Raw genomic sequence first — 26,670 nt, forward strand, 5'->3', positions numbered from 1 at the left:
CCGGGCAATGTTCACCACGCGTCCCACCCTGCAGGGCACCTTCGGCATGGTGTCCTCCACCCACTGGCTGGCCTCGGCCACCGCCATGGCGGTGCTCGAGGACGACGGCAATGCCTTCGACGCCGCCGTGGCCGCGGCCTTCGTGCTGCATGTCGTGGAGCCGCACCTCAATGGCCCCGCCGGCGAGGTGCCGATCATCCTCGCGCCAGCTGGGCAGGCCCCACGGGTGCTGTGCGGCCAGGGCCCGGCGCCGGCCGGCGCGACCATTGACCACTACCGGGGGCTGGGCCTCGAATTGGTGCCCGGCACCGGGCCTTTGGCCGCCGCGGTGCCCGGCGCGTTCGACGCCTGGATGCTGCTGCTGCGCGATCACGGGACCAAGCGGCTGGCGGAGGTGCTGTCCTACGCCATCGGCTACGCCGAGCGCGGACATCCGGCGGTGGAGCGGATCGGCGCGACCATCGCCGAGGTCCAGGGGCTGTTCGAAACCGAGTGGACCAGTTCCGCGGCCGTGTATCTGAGCGACGGCAAGCCGCCCGCGCCGGGCGCGCTGCTGCGCAATCAGGCACTGGCCGACACCTGGCGGCGGGTGCTGGCCGAGGCCGAGGCGGCCGGTGCGGACCGGGACGCGCAGATCGAAGCGGCCCGGCGAGTGTGGCGGACCGGTTTCATCGCCGAGGCGCTGGCCGCCGCGGCCACGCGACCGACCATGGACACCTCCGGCGAGCGGCACACCGGCACGCTCGGACTAGAGGATCTGGCGAATTTCGAGGCCACCCACGAGGATCCGGCCACCTACGACTGGAATGGCTGGACCATCGCCAAGGCCGGACTGTGGAGTCAGGGACCGGTGTTCCTGCAGCAGCTCGCGCTGCTGACCGAGCCGCCGGCCTACGGCACGCCCGAGTACTACCACGTCCTCATCGAGGGCTCGAAGCTCGCCATGGCCGATCGCGAAGCCTGGTACGGCGACAGCACGCCGGTCACGCTCGAGCAGTTGCTGTCGCCGGAGTACAACGCCGGGCGGCGGGCGCTGATCGGGGAGAAGTCCTCGGAGGAGCTGCGTCCCGGCAGCCCGGACGGCCTGACGCCCCGGCTCAGTTCCTATGCGCGATCGAATTCGGCTGGCGGGGTGGCTGTTCCGCTCGGCGCGGGCGAGCCGACTGTCGCCTCCAACGGCGGCACCCGGGGCGACACCTGTCATCTCGACGTGGTGGACCGCTGGGGCAATATGATCGCGGCGACGCCCAGCGGCGGCTGGCTGCAATCCAATCCGGTGGTGCCGGAACTGGGCTTCCCGCTCGGCACCCGCCTGCAAATGTCGTGGCTCGAGCCCGAGCTCCCGAATTCGCTCGTCCCCGGCCGTCGTCCGCGCACCACGCTGACCCCGTCGCTGGCGCTGCGCGACGGCGAGGCGGTCATGGCGTTCGGCACTCCCGGTGGCGATCAACAAGATCAGTGGAGCTTGCACTTCTTCCTGGCGGTCGCGCTGGGTGAGCGGGTGCGCGGGAGCCTCGATCTGCAAGGGGCGATCGACGCGCCGAACTGGCATCAGGAGAGCTTTCCCGGATCGTTCTATCCGCGGCTCATGAATCCCGGTGTGACGGTGGTGGAATCGCGGATCGGCGACGACGTGATCACCGACCTGGAGCGCCGGGGTCACCGCATCACCGTCGGCGGCCCGTGGTCGGAGGGCCGGCTGTGCGCCGTGGCCCGCGATCCGGAGACCGGTGTGCTCGCCGCCGGATCCAATCCCCGGGGCATGCAGGGATACGCGGCCGGTCGATGAAAAGAACAGCATATGAACGGAATTGCGTGGCGGTTGTCCGGCGCGGAATTCATCGGATGTTGAAGTAGGTTGTTGCGCATGCTCGTTCGCCTCGCCAGGCTGTTCGGCCTCGGCATGGTCGCCGTCACGCTCGCGTCCTGCGCGGCACTGCAGTATCCCGACCACACCGCCACACACGCCGATGATTTCGGCACCCCGGTGGGCAGCCAGTCGGTCCGGACGGGCGGCGATCTGGTGATGGGTCTGTCGGCCGAACCCGACCGCCTCGACCCGACCACCTCCAGCTCGCTCTACACCCGTTACGTGATGAGCTCGATCTGCGAAAAGCTCTACGACAACGACGCTTCCGGCAACCTGGTCCCGCAGTTGGCGACCGCCCTGCCGGCGGTGTCGCCGGACGGGCTGACGGTCACCATCCCGGTTCGCACGGGCATCAAGTTCGCCGACGGCACGCCGTTCGACGCGGTCGCCGTGCAGACCAGCCTGCAGCGGCATTTCAGCTTGAAGACCTCGCAACGGACCAGTGAGATGGGCCCGATCGCGGGCATCGAGGCGAATGGCGCGGCGGAGGTGGTGATCCACTACAAGAAGCCGTTCGCGCCCATCACCGCGGCGCTGGCCGACCGGGCCGGAATGATCATGTCCCCGGCCGAACTGACCAAGGCGGGAGACAATTTCGGGGATCATCCGGTGTGCGTCGGCCCGTTCAAGTTCGTGGCGCGGGTGCCGCAGACCTCGATCGTGGTCGAGCGCGATCCGCTGTATTACGACGCGGCGCAGGTGCATCTCGACACCGTCACCTACCGCATCATGACCGAGGCCAATATTCGTGCGGCCAACCTGCGCTCCGGTGACATCCAGGTCGCCGACACCATCAGCCCGCAGGATGCCGATGCGCTGGAAAAGGATTCGAGTCTGCGCCTGTTGCAGTCGCGGGGCCTCAACTTCCGGGGCCTGTACCTGAACATCGGAAACGTGGACGGCGTGGGCAAGCCCGCCAAGCCGATCGACACCCCGCTGGCCAAGGATGCCCGTGTCCGCGAGGCACTCTCGCTGAGCATCGATCGAAACACCTTGGTCGACACGGTATTCAACAATTGGTTCGAGGCAGCGTGCTCGCCGATCGTGCCGCGGAGCACCTACGCCACGCCCGCCGGAATCGCCTGTCCCGCTTACGATCCCCAGCGTGCCCGGCAACTGCTCGCCGAGGCGGGGGTGAAGACCCCGTACCGGGTGAGGTTGCAGGTGCAGAACACACAGGACCAGCTCCGGTACGCGCAGGCACTGCAGGCCGATATCGCGGCGGGTGGATTCGAGCTGGATATCGTCCCGACCGAGTACTCGACCCTGCTCGACGTGCAGAAGCGCGGAACCTATGAGGCGCTGATGCTGGGCTGGTCGGGTCGAATCGACCCGGACGGCAATATCTCCCGGTTCATGACGACCGGGTCCGGCGGCAACTACTCCGGCTACAGCTCGCCGGCGCTCGACGATCTGCTCGGGCAGGCGGCCCGCACCACCGACACCGCGCGCCGTGCGGATCTGTACGGGCGAGCGGTGCAGATCATCCAGAAGGACAACCCATACATCTACACCTACCGCGAGCGGCTGCTGACGGTGCATTCCACCAAGGTGACCGGCATCGAGACGTACCCCGACGGTGTCGTGCGGGTGGGCAAGGCCGCGTTCCTCATGGACAAGGGCTGAGGACCATGCGCATTCGCTTGCTCCGGGCCCTCGCCCTCGGTGTCACCGCCCTCGCGGTGGCCTCGTGCTCGCACAGCCAGGCGCCGGTCGCCATCGCCACGCACGCCGACGATTACGGGCAACCGGTCGGTGACCAGCAGGTACAACAGGGCGGCGATCTGGTGATGGGGCTGTCCAACGATCCGGACCGCCTGGACCCGACCACCTCCAGCTCGCTCTACACGCGCTACGTGATGAGCACGATCTGCGAAAAGCTCTACGACAACAACGCTTCCGGCAACCTCGTCCCCCAGCTGGCCACGGAGCTGCCGCGCTTCTCCGACGACGGCCTGACGGTCACCATCCCGATTCGCACCGGGGTCAGCTTCGCCGACGGCACGCCGTTCGACGCGGCCGCGGTCCGTACCAGCCTGCGGCGGCACCTGAGCATGGAGGGCTCGCAGCGCAGCGCCGAACTCGGCCCGATCGCCGAGGTCGAAACGGACGGTCCCGCCCAAGTGGTGATCCACTACCGCACGCCCTTCGCGCCGATCACCGCCGCGCTCGCCGACCGCGCCGGAATGATCATGTCGCCGACCGCGCTCAAGGAGGAGGGCAACGACTTCGGCGACCATCCGGTGTGTGTCGGCCCGTTCAAGTTCGCGCAGCGCACGGCGCAGACCTCCATCGTGGTTGAGCGTGATCCCCTGTACTACGACGCCCAGAACGTGCACTTCGACACCATCACCTATCGCATCATGGCCGACCCCAAGGCTCGCACGGCCGCGCTGCACTCGGGTGCGATCCAGGTCGCGGACACCATGTCGCCCCAGGACGCCGACGCGCTGAGCACAGATCCCCGTCTGCACCTGCTGGTTTCGGGTTCGTTCGGCTTCCAGGGCTTCTACCTGAACATCGGCAATGTGGACGGTGCGGGCAAGACGCCGAAGCAGATCGACACCCCGCTCGCCAAGGATCCTCGTATCCGCCAGGCGCTCTCGCTGAGCATCGATCGGCAGGCGTTGGTGGACAAGGCGTTCAAGGGCTGGTACGACCCGGCGTGCACGGCCATCGCACCGCTCACCTCCTATGCGACGCAGGCCAGTACGGCGTGCCCGGCCTTCGATCCGGAGCGCTCGCGCCGGTTGCTGGCCGAGGCGGGGGTGCAGACTCCCTACCCGATCTCCATGCAGGTCATGAATGTCGCCGACCAGCTCGAATACGCGCAGGTGCTGCGGGACGCGGTGGCCGCCGGCGGATTCGATCTGCGGATCGTGCCGACCGAATACTCGGCCATGCTCGACGCGCAGAAGCGCGGCACCTATGAGGCGCTGCTGCTGGGCTGGTCCGGGCGCCTGGACCCGGACGGCAATATCGCCCGCTTTCTCGTGACGGGTTCCACCGGCAACTACACCGGATACAGCTCCCCCTCGTTGGACGATGTGCTGGCCTGGGCCGCGCACACCACCAGTCCCGCGCGGCGCGGGGCCCTGTACGAGCAGGCGGTCCGGTCCATCGCGCGGGACAACCCGTACATCTACACCTATCGGCTGCGCAACCTGACCGCGCACTCGACCCGGGTGACCGGGATCGAGGTGTACGCCGACGGCGCGGTCCGGCTCGGCAAGGCGGCGTTCGTCTCGGAACGGAATAGCTGAAAACCATGTTGCAGTTTGTCTTCCACCGCCTCTGGCAATCCGCGGTGACGCTGGTGCTGGTCTCGCTGGTCGTGTTTGCCGGAGTGCGCGCGCTGCCCGGCGACCCGGCCACGGCGATGGCCGGTGAACAGGCGGATCCGGCGACCATCGCCGCGGTGCGGACCGATCTGGGGTTGGATCGGTCGCTGCCGGTGCAGTATCTGGACTTCGCCGGGCACGCGTTGCACGGTGACTTCGGCCGGTCCATTCGGACCGGAACCCCCGTGGGCCACATGATTCGGGTGACCCTGCCGGTCACCCTCGAATTGGCGCTGTACGCCGTGCTCATCGCGGTGCTGGTCGGCGTGATCGGCGGCGTGATCGCCGCGGCGTATCGCGGGCGCTGGCCCGAATGGGTGGTCAACGGCGTCTCGCTGGTCGGGTTGTCGGTGCCCACCTTCTGGCTGGGCATCCTCGCCGTGCTCTACCTGTCGGTCGGGCTGGGGCTGTTCCCGGCGTCGGGATATGTGTCCCCGTTCGAGCATCCGTTGCGCGGCCTCTACTTCCTGACGCTGCCCGCGCTGATCCTGGGCGTGACGCACGCGGCGGTCGTGCAGCGGCAGACGCGCTCGTCCATGGTGGAGACGCTGACCGCCGACTTCGTTCGCACGGCCCGGGCCAAGGGGCTCGCACCGCGCACGGTGATCCTGCACTACGGGCTGCGCAACAGCCTGATCGTGGTGACCACGGTCATCGGCCTGCAGCTCGGCCTGCTCATCGCGGGCACGGTGGTCACCGAGCGCATCTTCAGCCTGCCCGGCATCGGGAAGCTGACCCTGGATTCGGTGTTCTCCCGGGACTATCCGGTGATTCAAGCGGTCGTGCTGGTGATCGCCGCGTCCTACATCGTGATCAATCTGCTGGTCGACGTGCTGTACACGGTGATCGACCCGCGAGTGCGAGTGTCCGGGAGGGCGCAGTGACTGTGTCGGAGAGCACCGAGTCCAGCCCCGAGGATGCCGGGGTGGACCTCGAGGCGCCCGCGGAATCCACTCCGGTGGAGACCGAATCACCTGTGGCCGAACCCGATTCACCCACGACTACCCCGCCGCCCACGGCGGTGCGCGGTCGCGTGCTGCGCCGCTTGCGGGCCAATCCGCTGGGCATGGTCGGCGCGGCGTTGCTGCTGATCGTGATCGCGGCCGGGGTGTTCGCGCCCCTATTGGCTCCCTACTCGCCCGCCGAGGTGCATTTCCCGACCCCGTTCCAGAAGCCGGGGACGGTCGGATTCGCGCTGGGCACAGACGATCTGGGACGCGACGTGCTCTCGCGGGTGCTGTACGGCACCCGCGCCTCGCTCGAGGTGGGCGTGCTGGCGGTGCTGTGCGCGGTGGTCGTCGGGGTGCCGATGGGTCTGGCCGGGTATTGGCGGTGGCTGGACGCGGTGCTGTCGCGGATCGCGGACACAGTACTGGCCTTCCCGTTCGTCATGCTCGCCGTCGGGCTCACCGCCCTCTACGGCGGGGGCCTCACCCAGGCCGCCATCGCCCTCGGCGTCGCGCAGGTGCCGGTCATGATGCGGGTGGTGCGCGCGGAGACGTTGCGGCTCGAGGAAACCGACTTCGTGCTCGCGGCCCGCGCCATGCACGTCCCGTCATGGCGCATTCTCGGCGAGCACGTCGTGCCCAATGCGCTGGGCCCGATCATCGTGCAGGCCACCGTGATCATGCCGACTGCCGTGCTCGGCGAGGCGATCCTGTCGTTCCTGGGTCTGGGCATCAAGCCGCCGAAACCCAGCCTGGGCATCATGCTTTCGGACGCGCAGCAGTATCTGATGCGCACACCGTGGCCGGGCATCTTCCCGGGTGTGACGCTGCTGCTGATCTGCTTGGGATTCAATCTTTTCGGCGATGCGCTGCGCGATGCGCTCGATCCGAAGACGAGCCGTTGAAGGGACCGCGATGAGCGAATCACTGTTGGAGATCAGCGATCTGCGCGTGGACTTCGGCGCGGTCACGGCCGTGGACGGGGTCGACGTGACGGTTGCGCCCGGTGAGCGCGTCGCACTGGTCGGCGCCTCCGGATCCGGCAAATCCTCACTCGCGCACGCGATCATCGGCCTGCTTCCCGGCTCCGGCCGAGTCCGTGACGGGAGCATCCGGTGGCGGGGTACGGACATCACCCGCGCCGATGAGAAGCAGATGCGCGGGATCCGCGGCAAGGAAATCGGTTTGGTGCCGCAGGACCCGATGTCGAACCTGAATCCCGTGTCCCGGGTGGGACGACAGGTGTCGGAAACCCTGGTGGCACACGGCCTCTGCTCGGGGCGAGCGGCTTCGGACCGAGCGATCGAATTGCTCGGCGAGGCGGGCCTGTCCGAGCCGGCCCGGCGCGCGCGCCAGTACCCGCACGAACTCTCCGGCGGCCAGCGCCAGCGCGCGCTGATCGCCATCGGCCTGTCCTGCCGGCCCGGCCTGCTGATCGCCGACGAGCCCACCTCCGCCCTCGACGTCACCGTGCAACGCCGGATCCTCGACCATCTGGAAGAACTCACCAAGGAATTGGGGACCGCGCTGCTGCTGGTCACCCACGACCTGGCACTGGCGGCCGAGCGGGCGGACCGGGTGCTGGTGATGTCCGAGGGGCGGATCGTCGAATCCGGCCCCGCCCGCGAGGTATTGACCGATCCACAGGAGGACTACACCCGCCGACTGGTGGCCGCCGCGCCGGCGCGCCTCACGGTGCTCCCGCCGACCGAGGAGACCACCGACTCCGAGTCCGCTGTCACGGAAGAGCCTCCGATACTGGAGGTTTCGCAGCTCACCAAGGAGTTCCGAATCCGGGGCCGCCGCGAAGTGGTTCGTGCTGTCGACAATATTTCGTTCACCGTCGGCCGTGGCCGCACCACCGCCATTGTCGGCGAATCAGGTTCGGGCAAGACCACCACCTCCCGCATGGTGCTGGGACTGCTGCCCGCCACCTCCGGCATCGTGCGATTCGACGGCGAGGAGGTGGCGACCCTGCGCGGCGCACGGCTCCGGGCGGCACGGCGCGCGATGCAGCCGGTCTTCCAGGACCCGTACTCGTCGCTGGACCCGATGTGGACGGTCGAACGCCTCATCACGGAACCGTTGCGCGCCTTCGCAACCGGCGACCGCACCACCCACCGCGCCCGCGTCACCGAACTCCTCGACCAGGTGGCGCTCCCCGCGAGCCTCGCCCACCGCTACCCGCACGAGCTGTCCGGCGGTCAACGCCAGCGAGTGGCCATCGCCCGCGCCCTGGCCGTCGAACCCCGCCTCATGATCTGCGACGAGCCCGTCTCGGCCCTGGATGTCCTGGTACAGAACCAAATCCTCACCCTCCTCGCCACCCTCCAGTCCGAACTGAACCTCAGCTACCTGTTCATCACCCACGACCTGGCTGTCGTGCGCGCCCTCGCCCACGACGTGGTGGTCATGCGCAACGGCCGAATCCTGGAACAGGGCCCCACCGACCGAATCCTCAACTCCCCCAACGACCCTTACACCCGAGACCTCCTGGCCGCCATCCCCGGCGCCACCGCTCCCCAGCCCGCGGAGGCCACGGAGGACACGGAGGCCACGGAGGCCACGGAGGACACGGAGGACAGCGAATCCTCAACCCTCCCAGAATTGTCCGACCAGCCCCACTGATCGGAAGTACTCGCGGGAGTTCGAGGGCTTCGCCCCCACCGCCCCTGGACCCGATCGAGCACGCAGTAGCCCGCATCGTCGGCGAGCCGCACGACCTGGGGCTCACGCACCGGCAGGCGCAATCCGGCGCGATCCAGGCCACGCGGGTCGGGCGGGCGCAGGCGAGCGGTGCGGCCGCCGGGCTCCAGGGGTGGGGTGGGCGGCCGCGGTGGCAGGTCCGGCAACCGAACCGGTTGCGGCACAGTGATATCCGACCAGGTGATGACGGTCTGTCGTTCGGCGCGGAAGAGTAGGCCGCCGCGAATCCAGTGGGAGGCCAGGATCCGCCCGGACAGCACGACCTCGAGTACGGTGAAGCGGCCGCCGTAGGGTTCCGGTGCGGCTTCGGATACGGCGTGGAAACCGCAGCTGCAGTCCTCGTCCGGCACCGCGTGACTCCGACCGCGCCGGCATTCGGCGATCGCGTCGCGCGGGTAGGGCGCCCCGCCGGTCGCCGGAATGAACCGATCCCCGTCGATGTGCCGGGCCACCTTGCGGGCCATGACCACCCAGACCCCGTCGTCGGTCCGGCGCAGGCTGGGCCGGACCACCTCGGGGACGTGAGGCCGCTCCCGCGTCCCGGCTTCGAAGGATCCGATCAGTCCATAGCCTTCGCACATGTGCGTTCCTTGCTCGGGGATGTCCTTCCTACCGAGCGTACGCCCGTACCTCTACCCCACTACCGCAATTATCCTGCGGCACAGTCCGATTCAGGCCAGCTGTTCGATCTTGGCGGCGAGTTCCGCGCCGGTCATGGGCTCGCGCGCGATGACGGCGATGGTGTCGTCGCCCGCGATGGTGCCGACCACCTCCGGCAGGGCGGCGCGGTCGAGGGCGCTGGCCAGGAAGTGCGCGGCGCCCGGCGGGGTACGCAGGACTGCGATATTGCCGCTGGCGTCGGTGGAGACCAGCAGGTCGCCGAGCAGTTTCGAGAGCCGCTCGGTGCCGCCGGTCACGCCGCGGACAGGGCTGCCGTCCTCGGGAACCACATACACGCCGGCGCCGCCGTCGGCCGCGCGCAGCTTGACCGCGCCGAGTTCGTCGAGGTCGCGGGACAGTGTCGCCTGGGTGGTCTCGATGCCCTCGGACGAGAGCAGCACGGCCAGTTCCGACTGGCTGCGCACCTCGTGCTGGGAGAGGATGGCGACGATCCGGGCCTGGCGGCCGGCGCGGGTGCGGGCAATGGCCGCACCCGACTTGCCGGACACCGGTGCGGCCGTGCGACGTTCGCCGCTGCTCACCTCTCGCCTCGCTGGTGTCGCTCCAGCAGCCACACCAGCAGCGCCTTCTGCGCGTGCAGGCGGTTCTCGGCCTCGTCCCAGACCGCGCTGTGCGGGCCGTCGATGACCTCGTCGGTGATCTCCTCACCGCGGTGCGCCGGAAGGCAGTGCAGCACCGTCACATCCGCGGCCGCACGGGCCAGCAGCCCGGCATTGACCTGGAAGGGACGGAACGGGGCGACGCGGTCGCGGCCGTCGTTCTCCTGGCCCATGGAGGTCCAGGCATCGGTGACCAGCGCGTCCGCGCCCTCGGCCGCGGCCTGCGGGTCATCGGTGATGGTGATGGTCGCGCCGGTCTCGGCGGCGCGTTTCTGGGCGGCGTCGACGATCCAGCCGAACGGCTCGAAACCCTCGGGGGCGGCGATGGTCACGTTCATGCCCGCGGTGGCGCCGCCGAGCATGAGCGAGTGCGCCATATTGTTCGCGCCGTCGCCGAGATAGGTGAGGTTGCGGCCGCTCAGGTCGGAGCCCTTGCGCTCCTTCAGCGTCTGCAGATCCGCCAGCACCTGGCAGGGGTGGAACTCGTTGGACAGCGCGTTGACCACGGGAACCGTTGCGGCACCGGCCATCTCGTCCAGACGCGCCTGCTCGAAGGTGCGCCAGACGATGGCGTCCACATACCGCGACAGCACCCGGCCGGTGTCGGCGAGGGTCTCCTCGCGTCCCAGCTGAGTGTCGCGGCCGTCGACCACGACGGCGTGCCCGCCGAGCTGGGCGATGCCCATCTCGAAGGAGAACCGGGTCCGGGTGGAGTTCTTCTCGAACATGACCGCGACGCCGCGCGGGCCCTCCAGCGGCCGCCGCGACTGCGGTGCGGCCTTCAATTCCGCTGCCAGCGCGAGGATCTCGGCCTGCTCGGCGGGGGTGACGTCATCGTCACGCAGGAAATGCCGGATAGTCACTTGGTCTCCTTCTGGGCCTGGGCGGCATCGAGGATGCCGGGCAGGTCGGACAGGAAGTTCTCCGCCTGGGTCTCGGTGAGCACCAGGGGCGGAGCGAGGCGAATCACGTTGGGCTTGGCCGGATTCAGCAGGTACCCGGCCTCCCGGGCGGCCAGCTCCACGTCCGTGGAGGCATCGGCGGTCAGCTGGATACCGATGAGCAGGCCCGCACCCCGCACGTGGTCGACCAGCGGGTGGCCGAGGGTCTCGATCCCGTCGACGAGGATCTTGCCCACCGTCTCCACGTGCGAGAGCAGACCGTCTTCGTCGATGGTCCGCAGCACGGCCAGCGCCGCCGCCGCGCACACCGGATTGCCTCCGAAGGTGGTGCCGTGCATGCCCGGCTGCAGCAGCTCCGCGGCCGGGCCCTGGGCCAGCACGGCGCCGATGGGCAGGCCGCCGCCGAGGCCCTTGGCCAGGGTGATGACATCGGGCACGATGCCCGCGGCCTGGTGCGCGTAGAACGCGCCGGTGCGGCCGATTCCGGTCTGCACCTCGTCCAGGATCAGCAGCGCGCCTTGCTCTTTGGTGATGGCGCGGGCCTTGGCCAGGTAGTCGGCCGGGGGCACCACGACGCCGCTCTCCCCCATGATGGGTTCCAGGAACACCGCGGCCGTGTCCTTGTCGACGGCGGCGGCCAGGGCCAGCGCGTCACCATAGGGCACGTGGATCACGCCGGGCGGCATGGGCTCGAACGGTTCCCGCTTCGAGGGCTGACCGGTCAGCGCGAGCGCGCCCATGGTGCGGCCGTGGAAGGCCTCCTCGCAGGCGATGATCTTCCTCCGCCCGGTCAGCCGCGCCATCTTGAAGGCGGCCTCGTTGGCCTCGGTGCCGGAGTTGCAGAAGAACGCCTTCCCGTGCCCGTCGCCGAAGTGCGCGAGCAGCCGCTCGGCCAGCTCGATGACCGGTTCGCTGGCATACAGGTTCGAGACGTGACCTAGGGTGCCGAGCTGCTGGGTGACCGCGGACAGGATGGCCGGGTGCGCGTGGCCGAGGCTGTTGACCGCGATGCCGCCCAGGAAGTCGAGGTAGCGCTTGCCGTCGGCGTCGTAGACGACCGCGCCCGCGCCGCGCACCAGCGCCACCTTGGGGGTGCCGTAGTTGTTCATCAGCGCGGTGTTCCACCGCTGCTGGATGTCGGCTGTGCTCATGAGATCTCCTGTGCGGGGGTGACCATCGTGCCGATGCCTTCCCCGGTGAACAGTTCCAGCAGGACCGAGTGGGCGACACGTCCGTCGATCACGTGCGCGGTGGGAACGCCGCACTCGACGGCACGCAGGCAGGCTTCCATCTTGGGCACCATGCCCTCGTCCAGCGACGGCAGCAACTTGGCCAGCTCGTCGGTGTCGATGCGGCTGGTCAGCGAGGACCGGTCCGGCCAATTCGTGTACAGGCCCTCGACATCGGTGAGGATGACCAGCTTCTCCGCGCCGATGCCCTGGGCCAGCGCGGCAGCGGCGGTGTCGGCGTTGATGTTGTGCACCACGCCGTCGGCGTCCGGGGCGATGGTGGAGACCACCGGAATCCGGCCCGCCGCAATGAGATCCAGCACGGCCTCCGGCTTCACCTCGGTGACGTCGCCGACCAGGCCGATATCGGTGGCCTCACCGTCGACCTGCACGGTGCGGCGGGTGGCGGTGAACAGCCGGGCGTCCTCGCCGGAGATGCCGACCGCGTACGGGCCATGGGCGTTGATGAGCCCCACCAGTTCCCGGCCGACCTGACCGAACAGCACCATGCGCACGACGTCCATGACCTCGGGCGTGGTGACGCGGAAGCCGCCGCGGAATTCGCCCGTCATGCCGAGCTTCTTCAGCATGGCGCTGATCTGCGGCCCGCCGCCGTGCACCACCACCGGGTGTACGCCGACGGTGCGCAGGAACGCCATGTCGGCCGCGAAGGCCCGCTTCAGCTCGTCGTCGATCATGGCGTTGCCGCCGTACTTCACGACCACGATCTTGTCGCGGAACTTCTGCAGCCACGGCAGCGCGTCGGCGAGAACGTGCGCCTTGTCGAGGGCCGAAAGCTGTTTCACCACATCGCTCATGAGCTGTAGGCCGAGTTCTCTTCGACATAACCGTGCGAGAGGTCGGTGGTGCGGACGGTGGCCTTGCCGTCGCCGAGACCCAGCTCCACGAGCACCTGGATGTCGGGGCCGGACAGGTCGACCTCGCGGGCGCCCGGCGCGCCCGCGCCGTCGATGCACACCGGAGATCCGTTGAACGACACCGAGACCCGATCCGGATCCAGTTCGATGGGCGCGATGCCGATGGACGCCAGCACCCGGCCCCAGTTCGGGTCGGAGCCGAAGAAGGCGGTCTTGACCAGGCTGTCGCGGGCCAGCGCCCGCGCGCCGATGAGCGCTTCCTCTTCGCTGACAGCGCCCTGCACGGTGATGTGCACGCGCTTGGTGACGCCCTCGGCATCCGACATGAGCTGCTCGGCCAGGTCGTCGCAGACCGCGAGCACGGCCGCGTTCAGATCCGCCTGGCCGGGGGCGACGCCCGAGGCGCCGTTGGCCAGCAGCAGCACGGTGTCGTTGGTGGAGCAGGAGCCGTCCACGTCGAGCCGGTCGAAGGTGTACCTGGTGGCATTGCGCAGCGCCTCGTCCAGCTGCTGCGGGGTGGCGACCACATCGGTGGTGAGCACCACGAGCATGGTGGCCAGCGACGGCGCGAGCATGCCCGCGCCCTTGGCCATGCCGCCCACATTCCACTTGTCCTGGTGGTGGAAGGCGGTTTCCTTCGGCACGGTATCGGTGGTCATGATGGCCCGCGCGGCCTCGGCGCCGCCGGACAGGCCGCCGCCCATCTCGTGCACGATCTCGGTGACGGCCGGGATGAGCTTGTCCATGGGCAGCCGGTCGCCGATCAAACCGGTGGAGCAGACCGCGATCTCGCCCGCGCCGGTCTCGGTTCCCCAGTTGCTCAACGCCTTCGCCAGTTCCTCGGCGGTCGCGTGGGTGTCCTGGAAGCCGCCCGGGCCGGTGCACGCGTTGGCGCCACCGGAATTCAGGATGACCGCGCGCAGCCGGCCGCCGGTCAGCACCTGCTGCGACCACAGCACCGGCGCGGCCTTGACCTTGTTGCGGGTGAACACGCCCGCGGCCGCGTACTCCGGGCCCTCGTTGAACACCAGCGCCAGGTCCGGCTTGCCGCTCTTCTTGATGCCGGCGGCGATGCCCGCGGCCCGGAAGCCCAGCGGTGCGGTGACGCCCTGGGTCCGCACCAGCTTGCCGTTGTCGATCGTCACGGTGCCACTCCTACGGTGGAAAGTCCTGCGGTCTCGTCGATTCCGAGAGCCAGATTCATCGATTGCACCGCGGCGCCCGCGGTGCCCTTGGTCAGGTTGTCGATCGCGCCGATGACCACCAGCAGCCCGGCGTCGGTGTCGACGGTGACCTGGAGGGTGACGGCATTGGAGCCGAGCACCGAACCGGTCTGCGGCAGTACGCCTTCCGGCAGCAGGTGCACGAAAGGCTCGTCGGCATAGGCCTTCTCGTAGACGGCGCGGGCGGTGGCGGCGTCCACGGTGGTGGGGGCGGTGCAGGTGGCCAGGATGCCGCGCGGCAGCGGGGCCAGCACCGGGGTGAACGACACGCTCACGTCGGCGTCGGATCCGGTGGCAGCCTTCAGGTTCTGCGCGATCTCGGGGGTGTGCCGGTGCGCGCCCGCGATGCCGTAGGCCCGCAGCGAGCCCATCACCTCCGAGCCCAGCAGGCCCACATCGAGTTTGCGGCCCGCGCCCGACGTGCCGCTCACCGCAACCACATTCACGCGCGGTTCGATGATTCCGGCCGCGACTGCCGGGGCCAGCGCCAGGCTCGACACGGTCGGGTAGCAGCCGGGGACGGCGATCCGGGTGGCGCCGCGCAGCTTCTCGCGCCCGCCGGGCAGCTCGGGCAACCCGTAGGGCCAGCTGCCGGCGTGCGGGGTGCCGTAATACCTCTCCCACGCCGCCGCGTCGGTGAGCCGGAAGTCGGCGCCGCAGTCGATGATGATCGTGGATTCCGGCAACGCCGTGGCGATCGCCGCGGACTGCCCGTGCGGCAGGCCGAGGAAGATCACATCGTGGCCGGAGAGCTCCTCGACGGTGGTGGGCGCGAGCACCCGATCGGCCAGCGGCAGCAGATGCGGCTGCAGCTCACCCAGGGTGGTACCGGCGTTGGACCCCGCGGTCAGCGCCCCGATCTCGAGGCGCCCGCTTCGGTAGGCTGGATGGCCGAGCAGCAGGCGCAGGACTTCACCGCCCGCGTACCCGCTCGCACCAGCTACCGCGACCCGCAGGGGCCCGCTCGAGGTATCCACCATGTGATGATTATGCACGACCGTGCAAGCTCATTCACAACCGGGCGGAAATCTGACAGAGAGCGCCGCTTACGGCACACTCGACAGCGCCATGTACGACGACGCCACCCAACCGCTGCCGGTCGTCGGCCCCCAGCCGGGCCGCACCCGCCGGGCACCGGAGACGCCAAACCCGACTCCCCGCCGCTCGCGGCGCGCCGAGGCGGACTCCACCAGCCGGCGCGCGGACAAGCGGCGCACCGATGGCAAGCGTGATCGCAGCGGCGGCAAGCCGGAGCGCACCGCGGCCCAGCGCGAGCGCGACAAACGCCTGCGCCTCGCCGGACGCGGCATCACGGCCCTGGTGGCCGCGGGTGTGATCGGTGTAACAGGTCTGGTCTGGTACGGCCGCAACGACTTCGATTCCGGCTTCGTCCGCTCGGGCGCGATCTCACCGGAGGACGTCAATCTCGACGGCGACATCAATATGCTGCTGATCGGCCTGGACACCCGGAAAGACCTGAACGGCAACGATCTGCCAAAGGACATCCTCGACCAGCTGCACGCCGGCGACGGCACCGAGGGCGGCTACAACGCCAATTCGCTGATCCTGGTGCACATTCCGAAAGACCTGAAGCACATCATCGCGTTCTCCATTCCGCGCGACGATTACGTTCCGGTGCAGGGCATTCCGGGCTACGACCACGCCAAGATCAAAGAGTCCTACGGCCTCAAGAAGTACACGGTCGAGGAGAAACTCAAGGCGAAGGGCATGTCCGACGGGCCCGACCTGGAGCGTCAGGGCCGGGAAGCGGGCCGCGCCAGCATCGTCCAGACTGTGAAAGCGCTCACAGGCGTGCCCATCAACCGGTTCGCGGAGATCTCCCTGGCCGGCTTCTACGACCTCGCGACCGCGCTCGGCGGTGTCGACGTGTGCCTCAATCACGCCGTGGACGACAGCTACTACTCCGGCGCGCAGTTCCCCGCCGGACCCCAGCACCTGGACGGCTCCGACGCGCTGGCGTTCGTGCGGCAGCGGCACGAGCTGGAGAACGGCGACCTCGACCGCACACACCGGCAGCAGGCGTTCCTGACCTCGGTGGCCAATTCCATGAAGAGCTCGGGCACGCTGGCCAACCCGGGCCGGCTCAAGGCGCTGATGGATGTGGCGCACAAGGATGTGGTGCTGTCGGACGGCTGGAGCCTCACCGATTTCGCCACCACGCTGGGCCGCGCGGAGAACCCGACGGTGGAGTTCCGCACGCTGCCGGTGCTGCGCTACGACACGGTCGACGGCCAGGACGTGAACGTCATCGATCCGGTGGCCATCAAGAAGATGGTGCGCGAGGCGTTCGGCGTCTCCACCCCGGCCGCGCCCAGCGCCCCCGCCACCACGCCCACCTCGACCCTGGACGTGGTCAATGCCAGCGGCACGCCCGGTCAGGCCGCCAAGGTGTCGAAGTTGCTGACCGCCAAGGGATTCCCGGCCGGTGACGTGGCCAACGCCACCTCCGCCGACGGCACCACCTCGACCGTCTACTACGGCACCGGCGCAGACACCGACGCCAAGCAGTTGTCGGAGATGTTCGGTGGCATCCCGGTGAGCCCGTCCACCGAGGTGTCCAGCGGGCACGTGAAGCTGGTCGTCGGCGCCGACCTCGAGATTCCGGCATCGCTGGACCCGACCGCCGCCACCACCAGCCCGACCACCACCGTGGGCGGCTCCTCGACCAGCGCCGCGGCCACCGACACCACCACGGACTCACCCGATTCCGGCAAGCCCGTCACCACCCAGATCGGTTCGAAGATCCCCTGCGTGAATTGATCCACCCGCGGCCGGTCGCTGAAATCCCCAGTCACACAACGGTTCAGCGGCCGCCGAGCACCCCGGGTCACCGTTCCAGGGTGCGGGTCCGTTCGGCGGTGCCCAGCTTGTCCGGGTTGCGGATGGCGTACAGCCCGGTGATGCGGTCGCCGAAAGTCTCGATAAGCTCGACGGTGTCGAGGCGTCCGTCGGCGGTGCGCAGCAGCAGGGCCGGCAGCGCATTGTAGGTGCCGACCTCGACGGTCATGTCCGCCATGGCTTTCCGGCTCAGCCCGATCAGATAGTGGGCGACGCGTTCCGCGCCGACGACCGGGCGGCGCGCCGCGCTCACCTTGCCGCCGCCATCGGCGATCTGGACGACATCGGGGGCCAGCACATCCATGAGGGTCTGCAGGTCACCGGTTTGCGTGGCCCGCAGGAACCGGTCGATCACCTCGCGGCTGGTCTCGGAGTCGGGTTCGAAGCGCTTGCGCCGGGACCGCACGTGCGCGCGGGCCCGATGCGCGATCTGGCGCACGGTGGCATCGGATTTGCCGACCATGCCGGCGATATCGACAAAGCTGTGGCCGAACACCTCCGACAGCACGAACACCGCACGTTCGGTGGGCCCGAGGGTCTCGAGCACCAGCAGCATGGCCATCGACACCGATTCGGCCAGCAGCACATCATGACTGGCGTCGGATTCGGTGCGAATGGGCTCGGGCAGCCAGCTGCCGACGTAGTCCTCACGGCGGCGGCGCACGGTCCGCAGGTGGTTGAGCGCCTGCCGGGTGACGATGGTGGTGAGGTAGGCGCGCGGATGCTCGATCCGCGCCGGATCGGTCTCGCGCCAGCGAAGATAGCTGTCCTGCAACACATCCTCGGCGTCGGCGGCGCTGCCGAGCAGCTCGTAGGCGATGGTGAACAGCAGCGGCCGCAGCCGATCGAACGCGTCCACCCCGCTCATCGGTCCGGTATCAGCGCCGATGCTCATATCCGAAGCCTAATCACGAACCGGGCGAACACGAGACCACCCTTCAGGAGCCACTACGTCAACTCACTGGACAGCATGTACATTGAGCCGCGTACGGCCGCCGACCCGAAGGGACATCCAATGCCCGGCACCGATTCCGGCCCGCTGACCCTGGCGGGTCGCTTCAACTAATACTCCAGCACCCATCTCGGCGCGGTAGCCCGCTGCTATGCCCGCCTGCACCGCCGCCTCTTCGACCGTTTCGGCGGCACCCGCTTCACTACCCTCTTCGGCCACCCCGTCCTCGAATTGACCGTCCCCGGCCGCAAATCCGGCCAGCCCCGCCCGGTGATGCTCATGCTGGTTCGCTCCGGCGACACCCTCCTGGTCTGCGGCTCCAATGGCGGCAACCCCGGCACTCCCAACTGGTGGAAAAACCTCCTCGCCACCGACCGCGCCGACGTCCGCATCGGCCGCGAAACGTTCCCCGTCACGACCCGCGTAGTCACCGACGACACCGAATACGCCACCCACTGGCGAACCCTCGCCGCCGCCTACCCCCACTTCACCACCTACCGAGCCCTGAGCCCCCGCCACTTTCCCATCGCCGTCCTCACCCGCGCCGACGCCTGAACCATGCGGTGATCACCGGCAGCTTTCGCCACCGGGCTCCACGCACACCGCGAATTACCATGCGACCGTTGCCATCTGCGACGTCGACCGTATCCATCGACTATGTCGACGAGGCGCGATTCCGAGCCCCCGACGCGAACGGCACTTGCTCGCTGCACACAGCAGACCTCGTGATGCGTCGCTTGCGGCCTCCGTGTCCGGGTTGATACCGTGCCGTGGACCGTGACATCACGAAGGAGGTGAGACCCATGAATGACGTATCAAGGTGGGTGCTCCCCATCGTGGTCGCGGTTGGGCGTACGAAGTAGCTGTCGCCGGGAGCGCCTGTGTTGCAAGGCATTCCGAGAGGCAGAACATCATGCACCTGAACTTCACCGCGGAGACGTCGGAAAACGGCGTCCGTGAACGCGATTTCCTCCTGGGCGAGATCACCGGCGTACTGTGGTCGCCCGAATCCGTGTCCGAGAACGCACCCCTGATCCTGCTGGGTCACAGTGGCGGCGTGCACAAGCGCGCCCCGAACCTGGTGACGACGGCGCGTCACTTCGTGACCGAATCCGGTTACCGGGTGGCCGCCATCGACGCCCCGGGGCACGGCGACCGGCCGCGCAACGCGGAGGACCAGCGGTGGGCCGACGCGCTGCACGCGGCGCGGGCCGCCGGGGAACCGATGGACTCGATCATCGCCGAGTTCAATATGTCCCTGGCCGAGCGGGCCGTGCCGGAGTGGCAGGCCACCCTGGACGCGCTGCAGGCGCTGCCGGAGATCGGCCCGGCCGCTCCGGTCGGCTACGGCGGCATCACCCTGGGCACCGTCATCGGCATGATGCTGGTGGCCGCCGAGCCCCGCATCCGGGCCGCGACCTTCAACAGCGTCTTCGTGTTCGACGCACTGTTCGAGGCCGCACGCAAGATCACCATCCCCCTCACCCTCCAGGTCGCCTGGAACGATGAGGAGATCGACCGGAGGCCCAGCTTCGACCTGTTCGAGGCGTTCGCGTCGGAGGAAAAGACGCTGCTGGCGAATCCTGGCCGGCACAATCAGATGGCCAGGACCCAGCCCGATTTCGCGGCGGCGTTCATGCGCCACCATTTGGGCCGGTAGCCGAAAGAGTCCATCCGGCAACGGATGACCCCGGCAACGGATGACCCCGGCAACGGATGACCATCGACAAAGGGAAGCGGTGACCCGCTTCCCTTTTCAAGGTATATCGCACCCCCGGGCTTGCGGCAAGACCCCCGGTATGCCGCAGAATCGCTGACCGTAGCCGGAATCCATGGAATGGAGTAGCGCGAGTGCGTGTGACGAATGCCGACGTGATCATTGCGGGCGCGGGCCCGACGGGTCTGATGCTGGCCGCCGAACTGCTGGCGGCCGGAGTGCGGCCGGTGGTCCTGGAGCGGCAGCCGCAGCTGCGGACCGTGCCGAAGGCCAATGGTTTCAGCGGGCAGATCCTGCAATTGCTGAGCTATCGAGGCGTGCTGGATCGGTTCGAATCGGCCGGCGCGGCGGTCGCCGCCCCCACGGCGGCCTTCCCGTTCGGCGGACTGCATGTGGACCTGAGCCCGCTGCCGGATCCGCCGCTGCGCGCGCTGCACCTTGCGCAGCCGCGGCTCGAGCAGCTGCTCGACGAGCTGGTGCGCGAGCGCGGTGGCGAGGTGCGGCGCGGGCACACCGTGACCGGGATCGATCAGGACGGCGCCGGGGTCACCGTGGCGGTGTCGGGCCCGGACGGTCCGTATCAGCTGACCGCTCACTATGTCGTGGGCTGCGACGGTGCGCGCAGCAAGGTCCGCGAGCTGGCGGGAATCCCCTTCCCCGGCATCACCTATCCGGAGGTCAACCGCCTGGGTCAGGTCGCCGTGGCGGCCGGGGTGACCGTGCTGGACAACGGCGATCTCGACGTCGCCGGGCACGGTGTCGTCCCCGCCGGTTTCACCCGCACAGATCGGGGCGTGTTCGCGGTCGGCTCGCTCGCCAACGGCCTGCTCATGGTGCAGACCACCGAGGACACCGTCACCGAGACCGATGACAACGAGCCGATGACCCTGGAGGAGCTGGGCGACAGCATCCGCCGCGTGCTGGGCGTCCACCTGCCGCTGGGTGAGCCGATCCGGTTGTCCCGCTACCAGTTCCAGGCACGGCAGGCCGAAAGCTTCCGTGCCGGACGGATTCTGGTGGCCGGCGATGCCGCGCACACGTTCCCGGCCACGGGTGTGGGCCTCAACGCGGGCATGCTCGACGCGGTGAATCTGGCCTGGAAGCTGGCCGCCGACATCGAAGGCCGGGCCTCGGACGGGCTGCTGGACAGCTACCATGCGGAGCGTTCCTTCGCGGCGGCCCGCACCATGGTGCACACCCAGGCGCAGGCGGCGCTGCGGCGCGGCGACGATCCGGCGGCCGAGGCACTGCGGACGCTCTTCCAGGAACTGCTCACCGACGCACCGGCCCTGCAGCGGCTCGGGGCCATGATCGCGGGCGCCGACATCCGCTATCCGATGCCGAATCCCAATGACCATCCGCTGACCGGAGCCTTCCTCTCCGATCTGCGCCTGCACACCGGCATCGCCCAGTCCCTGCACGACGCCCGCCCCGTGCTGCTAGATCTCGCCGACCGCGCGGACCTGCGCGAGATCGCGGAGCAGTGGGGCGACCGCGTCGACATCCGGACCGCCACCACCGTCGACCGGCCCGCCGATGCCGTCCTGATCCGCCCGGACGCCCACATCGCCTGGGCCGCAACGGTCGGCGAATCCTCCGCCACCGCCGAACCCGGGTTGCGGGACGCGCTGACCACCTGGTTCGGCGCACCGACGCGGGTGCCCGTGTCGAGCGCGGGAAACACGGTCAGCGACTGACCAGTTCGGCCACACCGCTGATCCGTCCGGCCCGAGCCCTCGGCCCGGACCGATTTCCGGCGTTCAATTCCGGCATGCCGCAAACGCGGCCGGAACGAAATCGCTTGGAAGGACCGGGAAATGACCGAGTTCGTAACGCTCGAGCACGGGCGGATCGCGTGTGACGTGGCCGGGGACGGACCGCTGGTGGTGCTGTCGCACGGCATGGGGACCTGGCGGCAGGAGTTCCGGCACCTGGTCGGGCCGCTGGTCGCGGCCGGATACCGGGTGGTGAACGCCGATATGCGCGGACACGGCGAATCCAGCCTGGACTGGCCCTCGGTGACCGGGAAGGAAGCCATCAGCCGCACCGACGTGGCCCACGACCTGCTGGGTGTCATCCGGCATTTCGGGGGACCCGCGGTCATCATCGGGCATTCGCTGTCGGGCGGCTCGGCGACCATCGCGGCGGCGGAAGCCCCCGAATTGGTGAGCGCCATCGTCGAGGTCGACCCGTTCACCCTCACCCAGCAGCTGCATGTCGGCACGATGATCACCAGCCGCCGTTACCGCCGCGGCATGTTGCGCCTGTTCGCCACGCAGGGGCTGAAGTCCCCCACCTGGTGGTTCCGTTACCTCGACATCGCTTACCCGACCAAGCCCGCCGATCAGGACAGCTACCTCGACGAACTGCGGACCGTCCTGCGGCAGCCCGGACGCTGGGCGGAATTCATGAAGACCGGCGCGACCACTCCGGCCGACGCCCACGCCCGAATCGCCGATATTCGTTGCCCCGCACTGGTGCTCATGGGCGCCGAGGATCCGGACTTCGCCGACCCGGAGGCCGAGGCCGAAGCGGTCGTGGCCGCCATGCCGCCCGGACTGGGCCAGGTCGCCATGGTGGCAGGCGCAGGCCACTACCCGCACGCGCAGTGCGCCGACCGGGTGGCCGACCTGGTCATCCCGTTCCTCGACCGGCACACCGCCCGCCCCACACCCGAATCGGTCAGCCACTGACCATGGCAGCCGAGCCCGGCGACTGCGATGATGTCGGGATGCCCGCGCCTCGCACCATCGTTTTCGTTGTCTACCAGGGCATGCAGCTGTCCGAGCTGGCCGGGCCGCTGGATGTGTTCGCGCTGCTCAACGGCGTCCGCGAAAGGCCGCCCGCGCTACTGCCGCCGGTTCTGCAGGAGCATCCCATCGGTTCGGCGGATTCGGACGACGCGGCCCTGCCCTACCGCCTGCTGACCGCCTCGCCCGGGGGCCGCCCGATCACCGCGGACGGCGGCCTCACTCTCTCGGTGGAGCATTCGCTGCACGACATCGCCGCCGGCGACGACTTCGACACCCTGATCGTCGTGGGCGGCATGGCCTCCGGGCCGGCCGGGGCGGAGGTGGTGCGGGAGCTGCCCGCCCTGGCCCGCAAGGCGCGGCGGGTGACCTCGGTGTGTGCGGGCGCGCTGCTGCTGGCCGCGGCCGGGTTGCTCGACGGCTACCGGGCCACCACCCACTGGGCCTCGACCGACCTGATGGCCCAGCGTTATCCGCGGGTCACCGTCGAACCGGATCGCATCTACGTCCGCGACCGCAATCGCTGGACGTCGGCGGGCATGTCGGCGGGTATCGATCTGGCCCTGGCACTGGTCGAGGACGACTACGGCCGGGAGATCGCCGCCATGATCGCGCGGCTGTACGTGGTGTTCACCCGCCGTCCCGGCGGGCAGACCCAATTCAGCGCGCAGCTGCGCACCCATCCCGCGCGCACGCCCGCCATCCGCGCGGTGCAGCAGTGGCTGCCCGATCACCTCGACGCGAACCTCGGGGTGGCCGAGCTGGCCCGCCGCGCGGGCATGAGCGAACGCAACTTCGCCCGGGCCTTCCGCCTCGAAACCGGCAGTACGCCTGCGGCTTTCGTGGAGGATCTGCGCGTCGAGGCGGCCCGACGCCTGCTGGAGTCCACCGAGCTGACCATCGGTGCGATCGCCCGCCAGATCGGCTACCGCCACGGCGAGACCCTGCATCGGGTGTTCGGCCGCCGCCTGGCCACCACGCCCGAACGCTATCGGCAGCATTTCGCCACCGGCGCGGCTCAATTGGCGGGGACCAGCGAGTAGATCGACCAGAGGCGTTGCGGCAGTTCGAATTCGAAGAGCGGCTGCGACATCCCGCTCAGAAATACGTGTGCAGGAAGTCGACGATCCGCGGCCGCTCGGCGTCGGCGTCATCGATCACCGGGATGAGACGCCACTTGTCGAACGCGGTGCAGGGATGCGAAAGCCCCAGTCGCACCACACTTCCCACCGGCACCTCGTCGTCCGAAGCACCCGGCAGCCGCAGGAAGGCGTGCTGATCGTTCAAGGCCGAAACATGCGCGCCGGCAGGCAGCGACGTGGTCGCAACCGCCGAGAGCCCGCTGTTCGCCGGTCCCGCCATTCGCTGTGGAACTGGCAATCCCAGATCGAACGGAACATCGCGCCTCCCGGCATCGAGCAGCGCGAGTTCCGCTTCCGGGCGGGACACACATCGTGCCCATCCGTGCATGGCCGACCGCAGCGGATGCTCCGCGTGCCCCGCGGCCAATGGTGAAATCCCGGAGTAGAACCCGTCATCGTGCACGAGATACGCGCCGGACCGCAGCACGACCACTGTCGGAACCCCGTGCGCGCCATCCTCATCCGCCAGTCGGGCCAGTCGCTCCACGACGAGGTCCGGATATGCGCTGCCGCCGGCGGTCACGATCGCCCGACGGCGGGCCCGATCAGTCCGGGAATTCGATCCATACCGGGCGGAACCGGCGGGCGCGGGCGAATCGGCCGCCGGCGGCGAGGCTTCCTCCGCGCGGCCAGCCACGGACTGGAATACGAACTCGTCATATCGGCCTGCAGCCATGAGCTCCTGATGCAGGATCGCGAGCTCGTCCAGGTAGTGCCGCACGGCCGCGATGGATTCCGGGGTGCGGTCATGGGCGAGTGCGGCCTCGTAACCGCCGACCCCTGCGAGTCGCAGCCGCTGTGACTTGTGGACCGCGTCGGCAACGGCGTGGGCGGCGGCCAGACCGCGGGCGCCGGTACGCCCGTGCGGGCCACCGAGTTCCACGACGACGTTCAGCCGGACGCCATCGGGCGCGGACTCGAGATGGCGCTCCATCTCCCGGACCGCACCGACGCCGTCGACCCAGCTGTAGAGCTCGAAATCGGGGTCACACGCGATTTCCGTCGCCGCCCAGTGCAACCCGATCGGATCCACCAGGGTATTGGCCAGCACGATGCGGTCGAGGCCGAACGACCGCCCGACCTGGGCCTGCCAGCCGGTGGCGAGGGTGATACCCCAGGAGCCGGTCTCGAGCTGTTCGGCCCAGAGCTGGGGCGACATGGAGGTCTTGCCGTGCGGGGCGAGCCGGACGCCGGCGGCGCGCGCCCAGTCGGCCATGACGGCCCGGTTCGTGTCCAGCGCGGAGCGGTCCATGGTGAGCACCGGCGTCTGCAAGTCGTCCAGGTGCGGATTCGTGGCCAGGTATTCGCGGACGGTCAGTCCCCAGGCGGCCGGGGGTAGCGACTTGTGCCGCGGGCCCAGGACAGCGTCGCCACAGGCGAGGACGCTGTCGCTGAGGGCTGCGGCGACTCCCTTGTCGAGGGCCATGACGCTCCTTTCGGTCGAGGCAACGGTGCATTGCTCGAGTCGAAGCAATCATGCATGGCACGATCCGCGACGCGTGCACCCGCCCGCGGGCTCGAGGCCCTACTCGATGCCGATGTGCTGGTGGTCGGTGCGGATGCGGCCGTCCTCGTCCAGCGCGAGAATGTCCGTCCCGCCGCCGACCACGGTGCCATCGGTGGTCACCATCGACCAGGTGAAGACGATGACCTGCTTCAACAGCACCGTCGCCTTCGCGGGTGCGATGCGCTGCGCGATTCCCTCCGGGGAATGAGCGGGTTCGCCCGTGAGGGAATGAAACAGGGCCGCACGCGGTTTCAGCATGCGGCCCTGTTCGCAGGTCTCGGGTCAGTTCCCGGCGAGCACCGCGAGCACCGGTTCGGACAGGAAGAACGGCTCCAACCGCTCGCGAATCAGCTTGGCCAGCACGCCGTTCCGCTTGGCGGCCTCCACCACGGCCGGGCCGTAGCGCAGGATCTCCTCGGCGACGACCGCCTCGGACAGTCCCAGCTCGGGCAGCATGGCCGCCAGGGTGTGGTCGCCGTACTTCTCGAAGAACACCTCGACGCCCTGGTCCACCAGCACGCCGACGTACTCCTTGTTGCGGGTGGTCAGCGCGATCCGGTAGATGATCAGCGCCAGCTCGTACAGGTCCTGCTGGGACAGGTACTCGCGCAGCCCGCTGACCGGCTCGCCGGCGTGCAGGTCCCAGAATTCCATGGCCGCGTCGTGCACCGGGGCGTCGCGCAGCATTTCGCGAATGGCATTGTTGGTCCGCTTGAGCGCGAATTGCGCGCCCTTGCCCGCCATTTCGCCGATGAAGGTGCCGCCGGCCTTCTCCGCCGCCTTGCGGGCGGTCTTGGCGGCATTGGTGCCCATGGAGACCAGCGATCCGACGCCGGGAATCTTTCCGGCGATCTGCTTGTTGGTCTCCATGAAATCGTCGACCAGCTTGTCCACGAACTTGGCGGCGACGGTCGCGATGAGGGGACTCTCGGTCAGCCGTTCCAGGATGCGTTCCTGGGCCTGGTGCATGCCGAAGATCTTCTCCAGCAGTTGCTCGACCGGCTCGCGCTCCACCACGTCACCGAGGGTGTAGTCGGTGTTCCCGGCAATGTTCTCGTACAGCGAGTTGGCCAGCGTGCCGACCATTTCACCCAGTACCGGGCTGCCGCCGATCAGATCGATGACATTGGCGACGGTCTGCTTGGCCTGATCGATCTCCACCACATCGCGGAAGATGATGGTGTCGGCGACACCGACCACGGCTTCCACGTCGCGGGCGATCACTTCGGCGAAGCGGTCACCGCTGACTTCGGCGACAATGAAGTCGACCTGCAGATCCAGGAGCTTCTCGGCGATTTCGCGTGGCGTCCGCGACGGCGTATCGGACTCGGTCAAGGTTCCACCCATCAATTGAAGATGGAACGCCT

Annotated in this window: 22 protein-coding genes; 12 read left to right on the plus strand and 10 right to left on the minus strand. The window is 68.9% G+C overall.

The features are described from left to right. Window positions 1–7: 7 nt before the first annotated feature. From ABZ909_RS22915 to ABZ909_RS22940, 6 genes are all read left to right on the plus strand, one after another. Entirely contained in the window at window positions 8–1,789 is a 1,782-nt protein-coding gene (locus ABZ909_RS22915) for a gamma-glutamyltransferase (protein WP_357002845.1), read from the plus strand. A gap of 78 nt (window positions 1,790–1,867) precedes the next feature. Next, window positions 1,868–3,496 carry an ABC transporter substrate-binding protein gene (locus ABZ909_RS22920; protein ID WP_357002846.1) on the plus strand — a complete coding sequence of 543 codons (1,629 nt, stop codon included), beginning with the start codon at window positions 1,868–1,870 and terminating at the stop codon, window positions 3,494–3,496. Window positions 3,497–3,501: 5 nt separating this feature from the next. Beyond that, window positions 3,502–5,133, plus strand: coding sequence for an ABC transporter substrate-binding protein (locus ABZ909_RS22925; protein WP_357002847.1), 1,632 nt, complete (start codon window positions 3,502–3,504; stop codon window positions 5,131–5,133). A 5-nt stretch (window positions 5,134–5,138) separates the two neighbouring features. After that, window positions 5,139–6,095: an ABC transporter permease gene (locus ABZ909_RS22930; protein ID WP_357002848.1), complete on the plus strand. Its 957-nt coding sequence runs from the start codon at window positions 5,139–5,141 to the stop codon at window positions 6,093–6,095. Continuing rightward, the gene (locus ABZ909_RS22935; protein WP_357002849.1) at window positions 6,092–7,063 is read left to right on the plus strand and encodes an ABC transporter permease; all 972 of its coding nucleotides are present in this window, start codon (window positions 6,092–6,094) and stop codon (window positions 7,061–7,063) included. The genes ABZ909_RS22930 and ABZ909_RS22935 overlap by 4 nt, the downstream gene beginning before the upstream one ends. 10 nt (window positions 7,064–7,073) lie before the next feature. Continuing rightward, window positions 7,074–8,786, plus strand: a complete 1,713-nt coding sequence (locus ABZ909_RS22940) for an ABC transporter ATP-binding protein (protein ID WP_357002850.1) — start codon at window positions 7,074–7,076, stop codon at window positions 8,784–8,786. 749 nt (window positions 8,787–9,535) lie between these two features. Here ABZ909_RS22940 and ABZ909_RS22945 read toward each other — a convergent pair. The 6 genes from ABZ909_RS22945 to argC are packed head-to-tail and all read right to left on the minus strand — an operon-like array spanning window position 9,536 to window position 15,356. Beyond that, window positions 9,536–10,033 carry an arginine repressor gene (locus tag ABZ909_RS22945; protein WP_357003075.1) on the minus strand — a complete coding sequence of 166 codons (498 nt, stop codon included), beginning with the start codon at window positions 10,031–10,033 and terminating at the stop codon, window positions 9,536–9,538. A gap of 29 nt (window positions 10,034–10,062) precedes the next feature. After that, entirely contained in the window at window positions 10,063–11,007 is a 945-nt protein-coding gene (gene argF / locus ABZ909_RS22950; RefSeq protein ID WP_357002851.1) for an ornithine carbamoyltransferase, read from the minus strand. Then, on the minus strand, window positions 11,004–12,197 hold the full coding sequence (locus ABZ909_RS22955) for an acetylornithine transaminase (RefSeq protein WP_357002852.1): 1,194 nt from the start codon (window positions 12,195–12,197) through the stop codon (window positions 11,004–11,006). The genes argF and ABZ909_RS22955 overlap by 4 nt, the downstream gene beginning before the upstream one ends. Next, window positions 12,194–13,093: an acetylglutamate kinase gene (gene argB, locus ABZ909_RS22960; protein WP_357002853.1), complete on the minus strand. Its 900-nt coding sequence runs from the start codon at window positions 13,091–13,093 to the stop codon at window positions 12,194–12,196. The genes ABZ909_RS22955 and argB overlap by 4 nt, the downstream gene beginning before the upstream one ends. Next, window positions 13,090–14,298, minus strand: a complete 1,209-nt coding sequence (gene argJ / locus ABZ909_RS22965; protein ID WP_357002854.1) for a bifunctional glutamate N-acetyltransferase/amino-acid acetyltransferase ArgJ — start codon at window positions 14,296–14,298, stop codon at window positions 13,090–13,092. Before argJ ends, argB begins: the two co-directional genes overlap by 4 nt. Continuing rightward, window positions 14,295–15,356, minus strand: coding sequence for an N-acetyl-gamma-glutamyl-phosphate reductase (gene argC / locus ABZ909_RS22970; RefSeq protein WP_357002855.1), 1,062 nt, complete (start codon window positions 15,354–15,356; stop codon window positions 14,295–14,297). The genes argJ and argC overlap by 4 nt, the downstream gene beginning before the upstream one ends. Before the next feature lie 19 nt (window positions 15,357–15,375). Here argC and ABZ909_RS22975 point away from each other — a divergent pair, with 19 nt between their 5' ends. Further along, on the plus strand, window positions 15,376–17,157 hold the full coding sequence (locus tag ABZ909_RS22975; RefSeq protein ID WP_357002856.1) for an LCP family protein: 1,782 nt from the start codon (window positions 15,376–15,378) through the stop codon (window positions 17,155–17,157). Window positions 17,158–17,224: 67 nt separating this feature from the next. Here the strand turns inward: ABZ909_RS22975 and ABZ909_RS22980 are convergent, their stop codons facing one another. Beyond that, window positions 17,225–18,103 carry an RNA polymerase sigma-70 factor gene (locus ABZ909_RS22980; protein WP_357003077.1) on the minus strand — a complete coding sequence of 293 codons (879 nt, stop codon included), beginning with the start codon at window positions 18,101–18,103 and terminating at the stop codon, window positions 17,225–17,227. A 243-nt stretch (window positions 18,104–18,346) separates the two neighbouring features. Here ABZ909_RS22980 and ABZ909_RS22985 point away from each other — a divergent pair, with 243 nt between their 5' ends. The 5 genes from ABZ909_RS22985 (at window position 18,347) to ABZ909_RS23005 (ending at window position 23,697) form a co-directional block, all read left to right on the plus strand. Further along, window positions 18,347–18,742 carry a nitroreductase/quinone reductase family protein gene (locus ABZ909_RS22985; protein WP_357003079.1) on the plus strand — a complete coding sequence of 132 codons (396 nt, stop codon included), beginning with the start codon at window positions 18,347–18,349 and terminating at the stop codon, window positions 18,740–18,742. A gap of 358 nt (window positions 18,743–19,100) precedes the next feature. Next, window positions 19,101–19,847, plus strand: coding sequence for an alpha/beta hydrolase (locus ABZ909_RS22990; RefSeq protein ID WP_357002857.1), 747 nt, complete (start codon window positions 19,101–19,103; stop codon window positions 19,845–19,847). A 191-nt stretch (window positions 19,848–20,038) separates the two neighbouring features. Beyond that, window positions 20,039–21,601, plus strand: coding sequence for an FAD-dependent monooxygenase (locus tag ABZ909_RS22995; RefSeq protein ID WP_357002858.1), 1,563 nt, complete (start codon window positions 20,039–20,041; stop codon window positions 21,599–21,601). Window positions 21,602–21,721: 120 nt separating this feature from the next. Then, the gene (locus ABZ909_RS23000; protein ID WP_357002859.1) at window positions 21,722–22,597 is read left to right on the plus strand and encodes an alpha/beta hydrolase; all 876 of its coding nucleotides are present in this window, start codon (window positions 21,722–21,724) and stop codon (window positions 22,595–22,597) included. Window positions 22,598–22,599: 2 nt separating this feature from the next. After that, window positions 22,600–23,697 (plus strand): DJ-1/PfpI family protein, encoded by a 1,098-nt coding sequence (locus tag ABZ909_RS23005; RefSeq protein ID WP_357002860.1) that lies wholly within the window; start codon window positions 22,600–22,602, stop codon window positions 23,695–23,697. A 55-nt stretch (window positions 23,698–23,752) separates the two neighbouring features. Here the strand turns inward: ABZ909_RS23005 and ABZ909_RS23010 are convergent, their stop codons facing one another. The 3 genes from ABZ909_RS23010 to ABZ909_RS23020 all read right to left on the minus strand — a co-directional run bounded on the left by ABZ909_RS23010 (window position 23,753) and on the right by ABZ909_RS23020 (window position 26,650). After that, entirely contained in the window at window positions 23,753–25,222 is a 1,470-nt protein-coding gene (locus tag ABZ909_RS23010; RefSeq protein ID WP_357002861.1) for an amino acid deaminase, read from the minus strand. 99 nt (window positions 25,223–25,321) lie between these two features. After that, window positions 25,322–25,561, minus strand: a complete 240-nt coding sequence (locus tag ABZ909_RS23015) for a hypothetical protein (protein ID WP_357002862.1) — start codon at window positions 25,559–25,561, stop codon at window positions 25,322–25,324. Window positions 25,562–25,585: 24 nt separating this feature from the next. Further along, window positions 25,586–26,650: a hypothetical protein gene (locus ABZ909_RS23020; protein WP_357002864.1), complete on the minus strand. Its 1,065-nt coding sequence runs from the start codon at window positions 26,648–26,650 to the stop codon at window positions 25,586–25,588. Between the last annotated feature and the right edge of the window lie 20 nt (window positions 26,651–26,670).

This window comes from Nocardia sp. NPDC046763 (assembly GCF_040645495.1).
Lineage (GTDB): Bacteria > Actinomycetota > Actinomycetes > Mycobacteriales > Mycobacteriaceae > Nocardia.

Coding starts and splice junctions, on each gene's coding strand:
- ABZ909_RS22915 (WP_357002845.1), top strand. CDS start 8: ATGTTCACCACGCGTCCCACCCTGCAGGGCACCTTCGGCATGGTGTCC.
- ABZ909_RS22920 (WP_357002846.1), top strand. CDS start 1,868: ATGCTCGTTCGCCTCGCCAGGCTGTTCGGCCTCGGCATGGTCGCCGTC.
- ABZ909_RS22925 (WP_357002847.1), top strand. CDS start 3,502: ATGCGCATTCGCTTGCTCCGGGCCCTCGCCCTCGGTGTCACCGCCCTC.
- ABZ909_RS22930 (WP_357002848.1), top strand. CDS start 5,139: ATGTTGCAGTTTGTCTTCCACCGCCTCTGGCAATCCGCGGTGACGCTG.
- ABZ909_RS22940 (WP_357002850.1), top strand. CDS start 7,074: ATGAGCGAATCACTGTTGGAGATCAGCGATCTGCGCGTGGACTTCGGC.
- ABZ909_RS22955 (WP_357002852.1), bottom strand. CDS start 12,197: ATGAGCACAGCCGACATCCAGCAGCGGTGGAACACCGCGCTGATGAAC.
- argB (WP_357002853.1), bottom strand. CDS start 13,093: ATGAGCGATGTGGTGAAACAGCTTTCGGCCCTCGACAAGGCGCACGTT.
- argC (WP_357002855.1), bottom strand. CDS start 15,356: ATGGTGGATACCTCGAGCGGGCCCCTGCGGGTCGCGGTAGCTGGTGCG.
- ABZ909_RS22980 (WP_357003077.1), bottom strand. CDS start 18,103: ATGAGCGGGGTGGACGCGTTCGATCGGCTGCGGCCGCTGCTGTTCACC.
- ABZ909_RS22990 (WP_357002857.1), top strand. CDS start 19,101: ATGCACCTGAACTTCACCGCGGAGACGTCGGAAAACGGCGTCCGTGAA.
- ABZ909_RS23000 (WP_357002859.1), top strand. CDS start 21,722: ATGACCGAGTTCGTAACGCTCGAGCACGGGCGGATCGCGTGTGACGTG.
- ABZ909_RS23005 (WP_357002860.1), top strand. CDS start 22,600: ATGGCAGCCGAGCCCGGCGACTGCGATGATGTCGGGATGCCCGCGCCT.
- ABZ909_RS23010 (WP_357002861.1), bottom strand. CDS start 25,222: ATGGCCCTCGACAAGGGAGTCGCCGCAGCCCTCAGCGACAGCGTCCTC.
- ABZ909_RS23015 (WP_357002862.1), bottom strand. CDS start 25,561: ATGCTGAAACCGCGTGCGGCCCTGTTTCATTCCCTCACGGGCGAACCC.
- ABZ909_RS23020 (WP_357002864.1), bottom strand. CDS start 26,650: ATGGGTGGAACCTTGACCGAGTCCGATACGCCGTCGCGGACGCCACGC.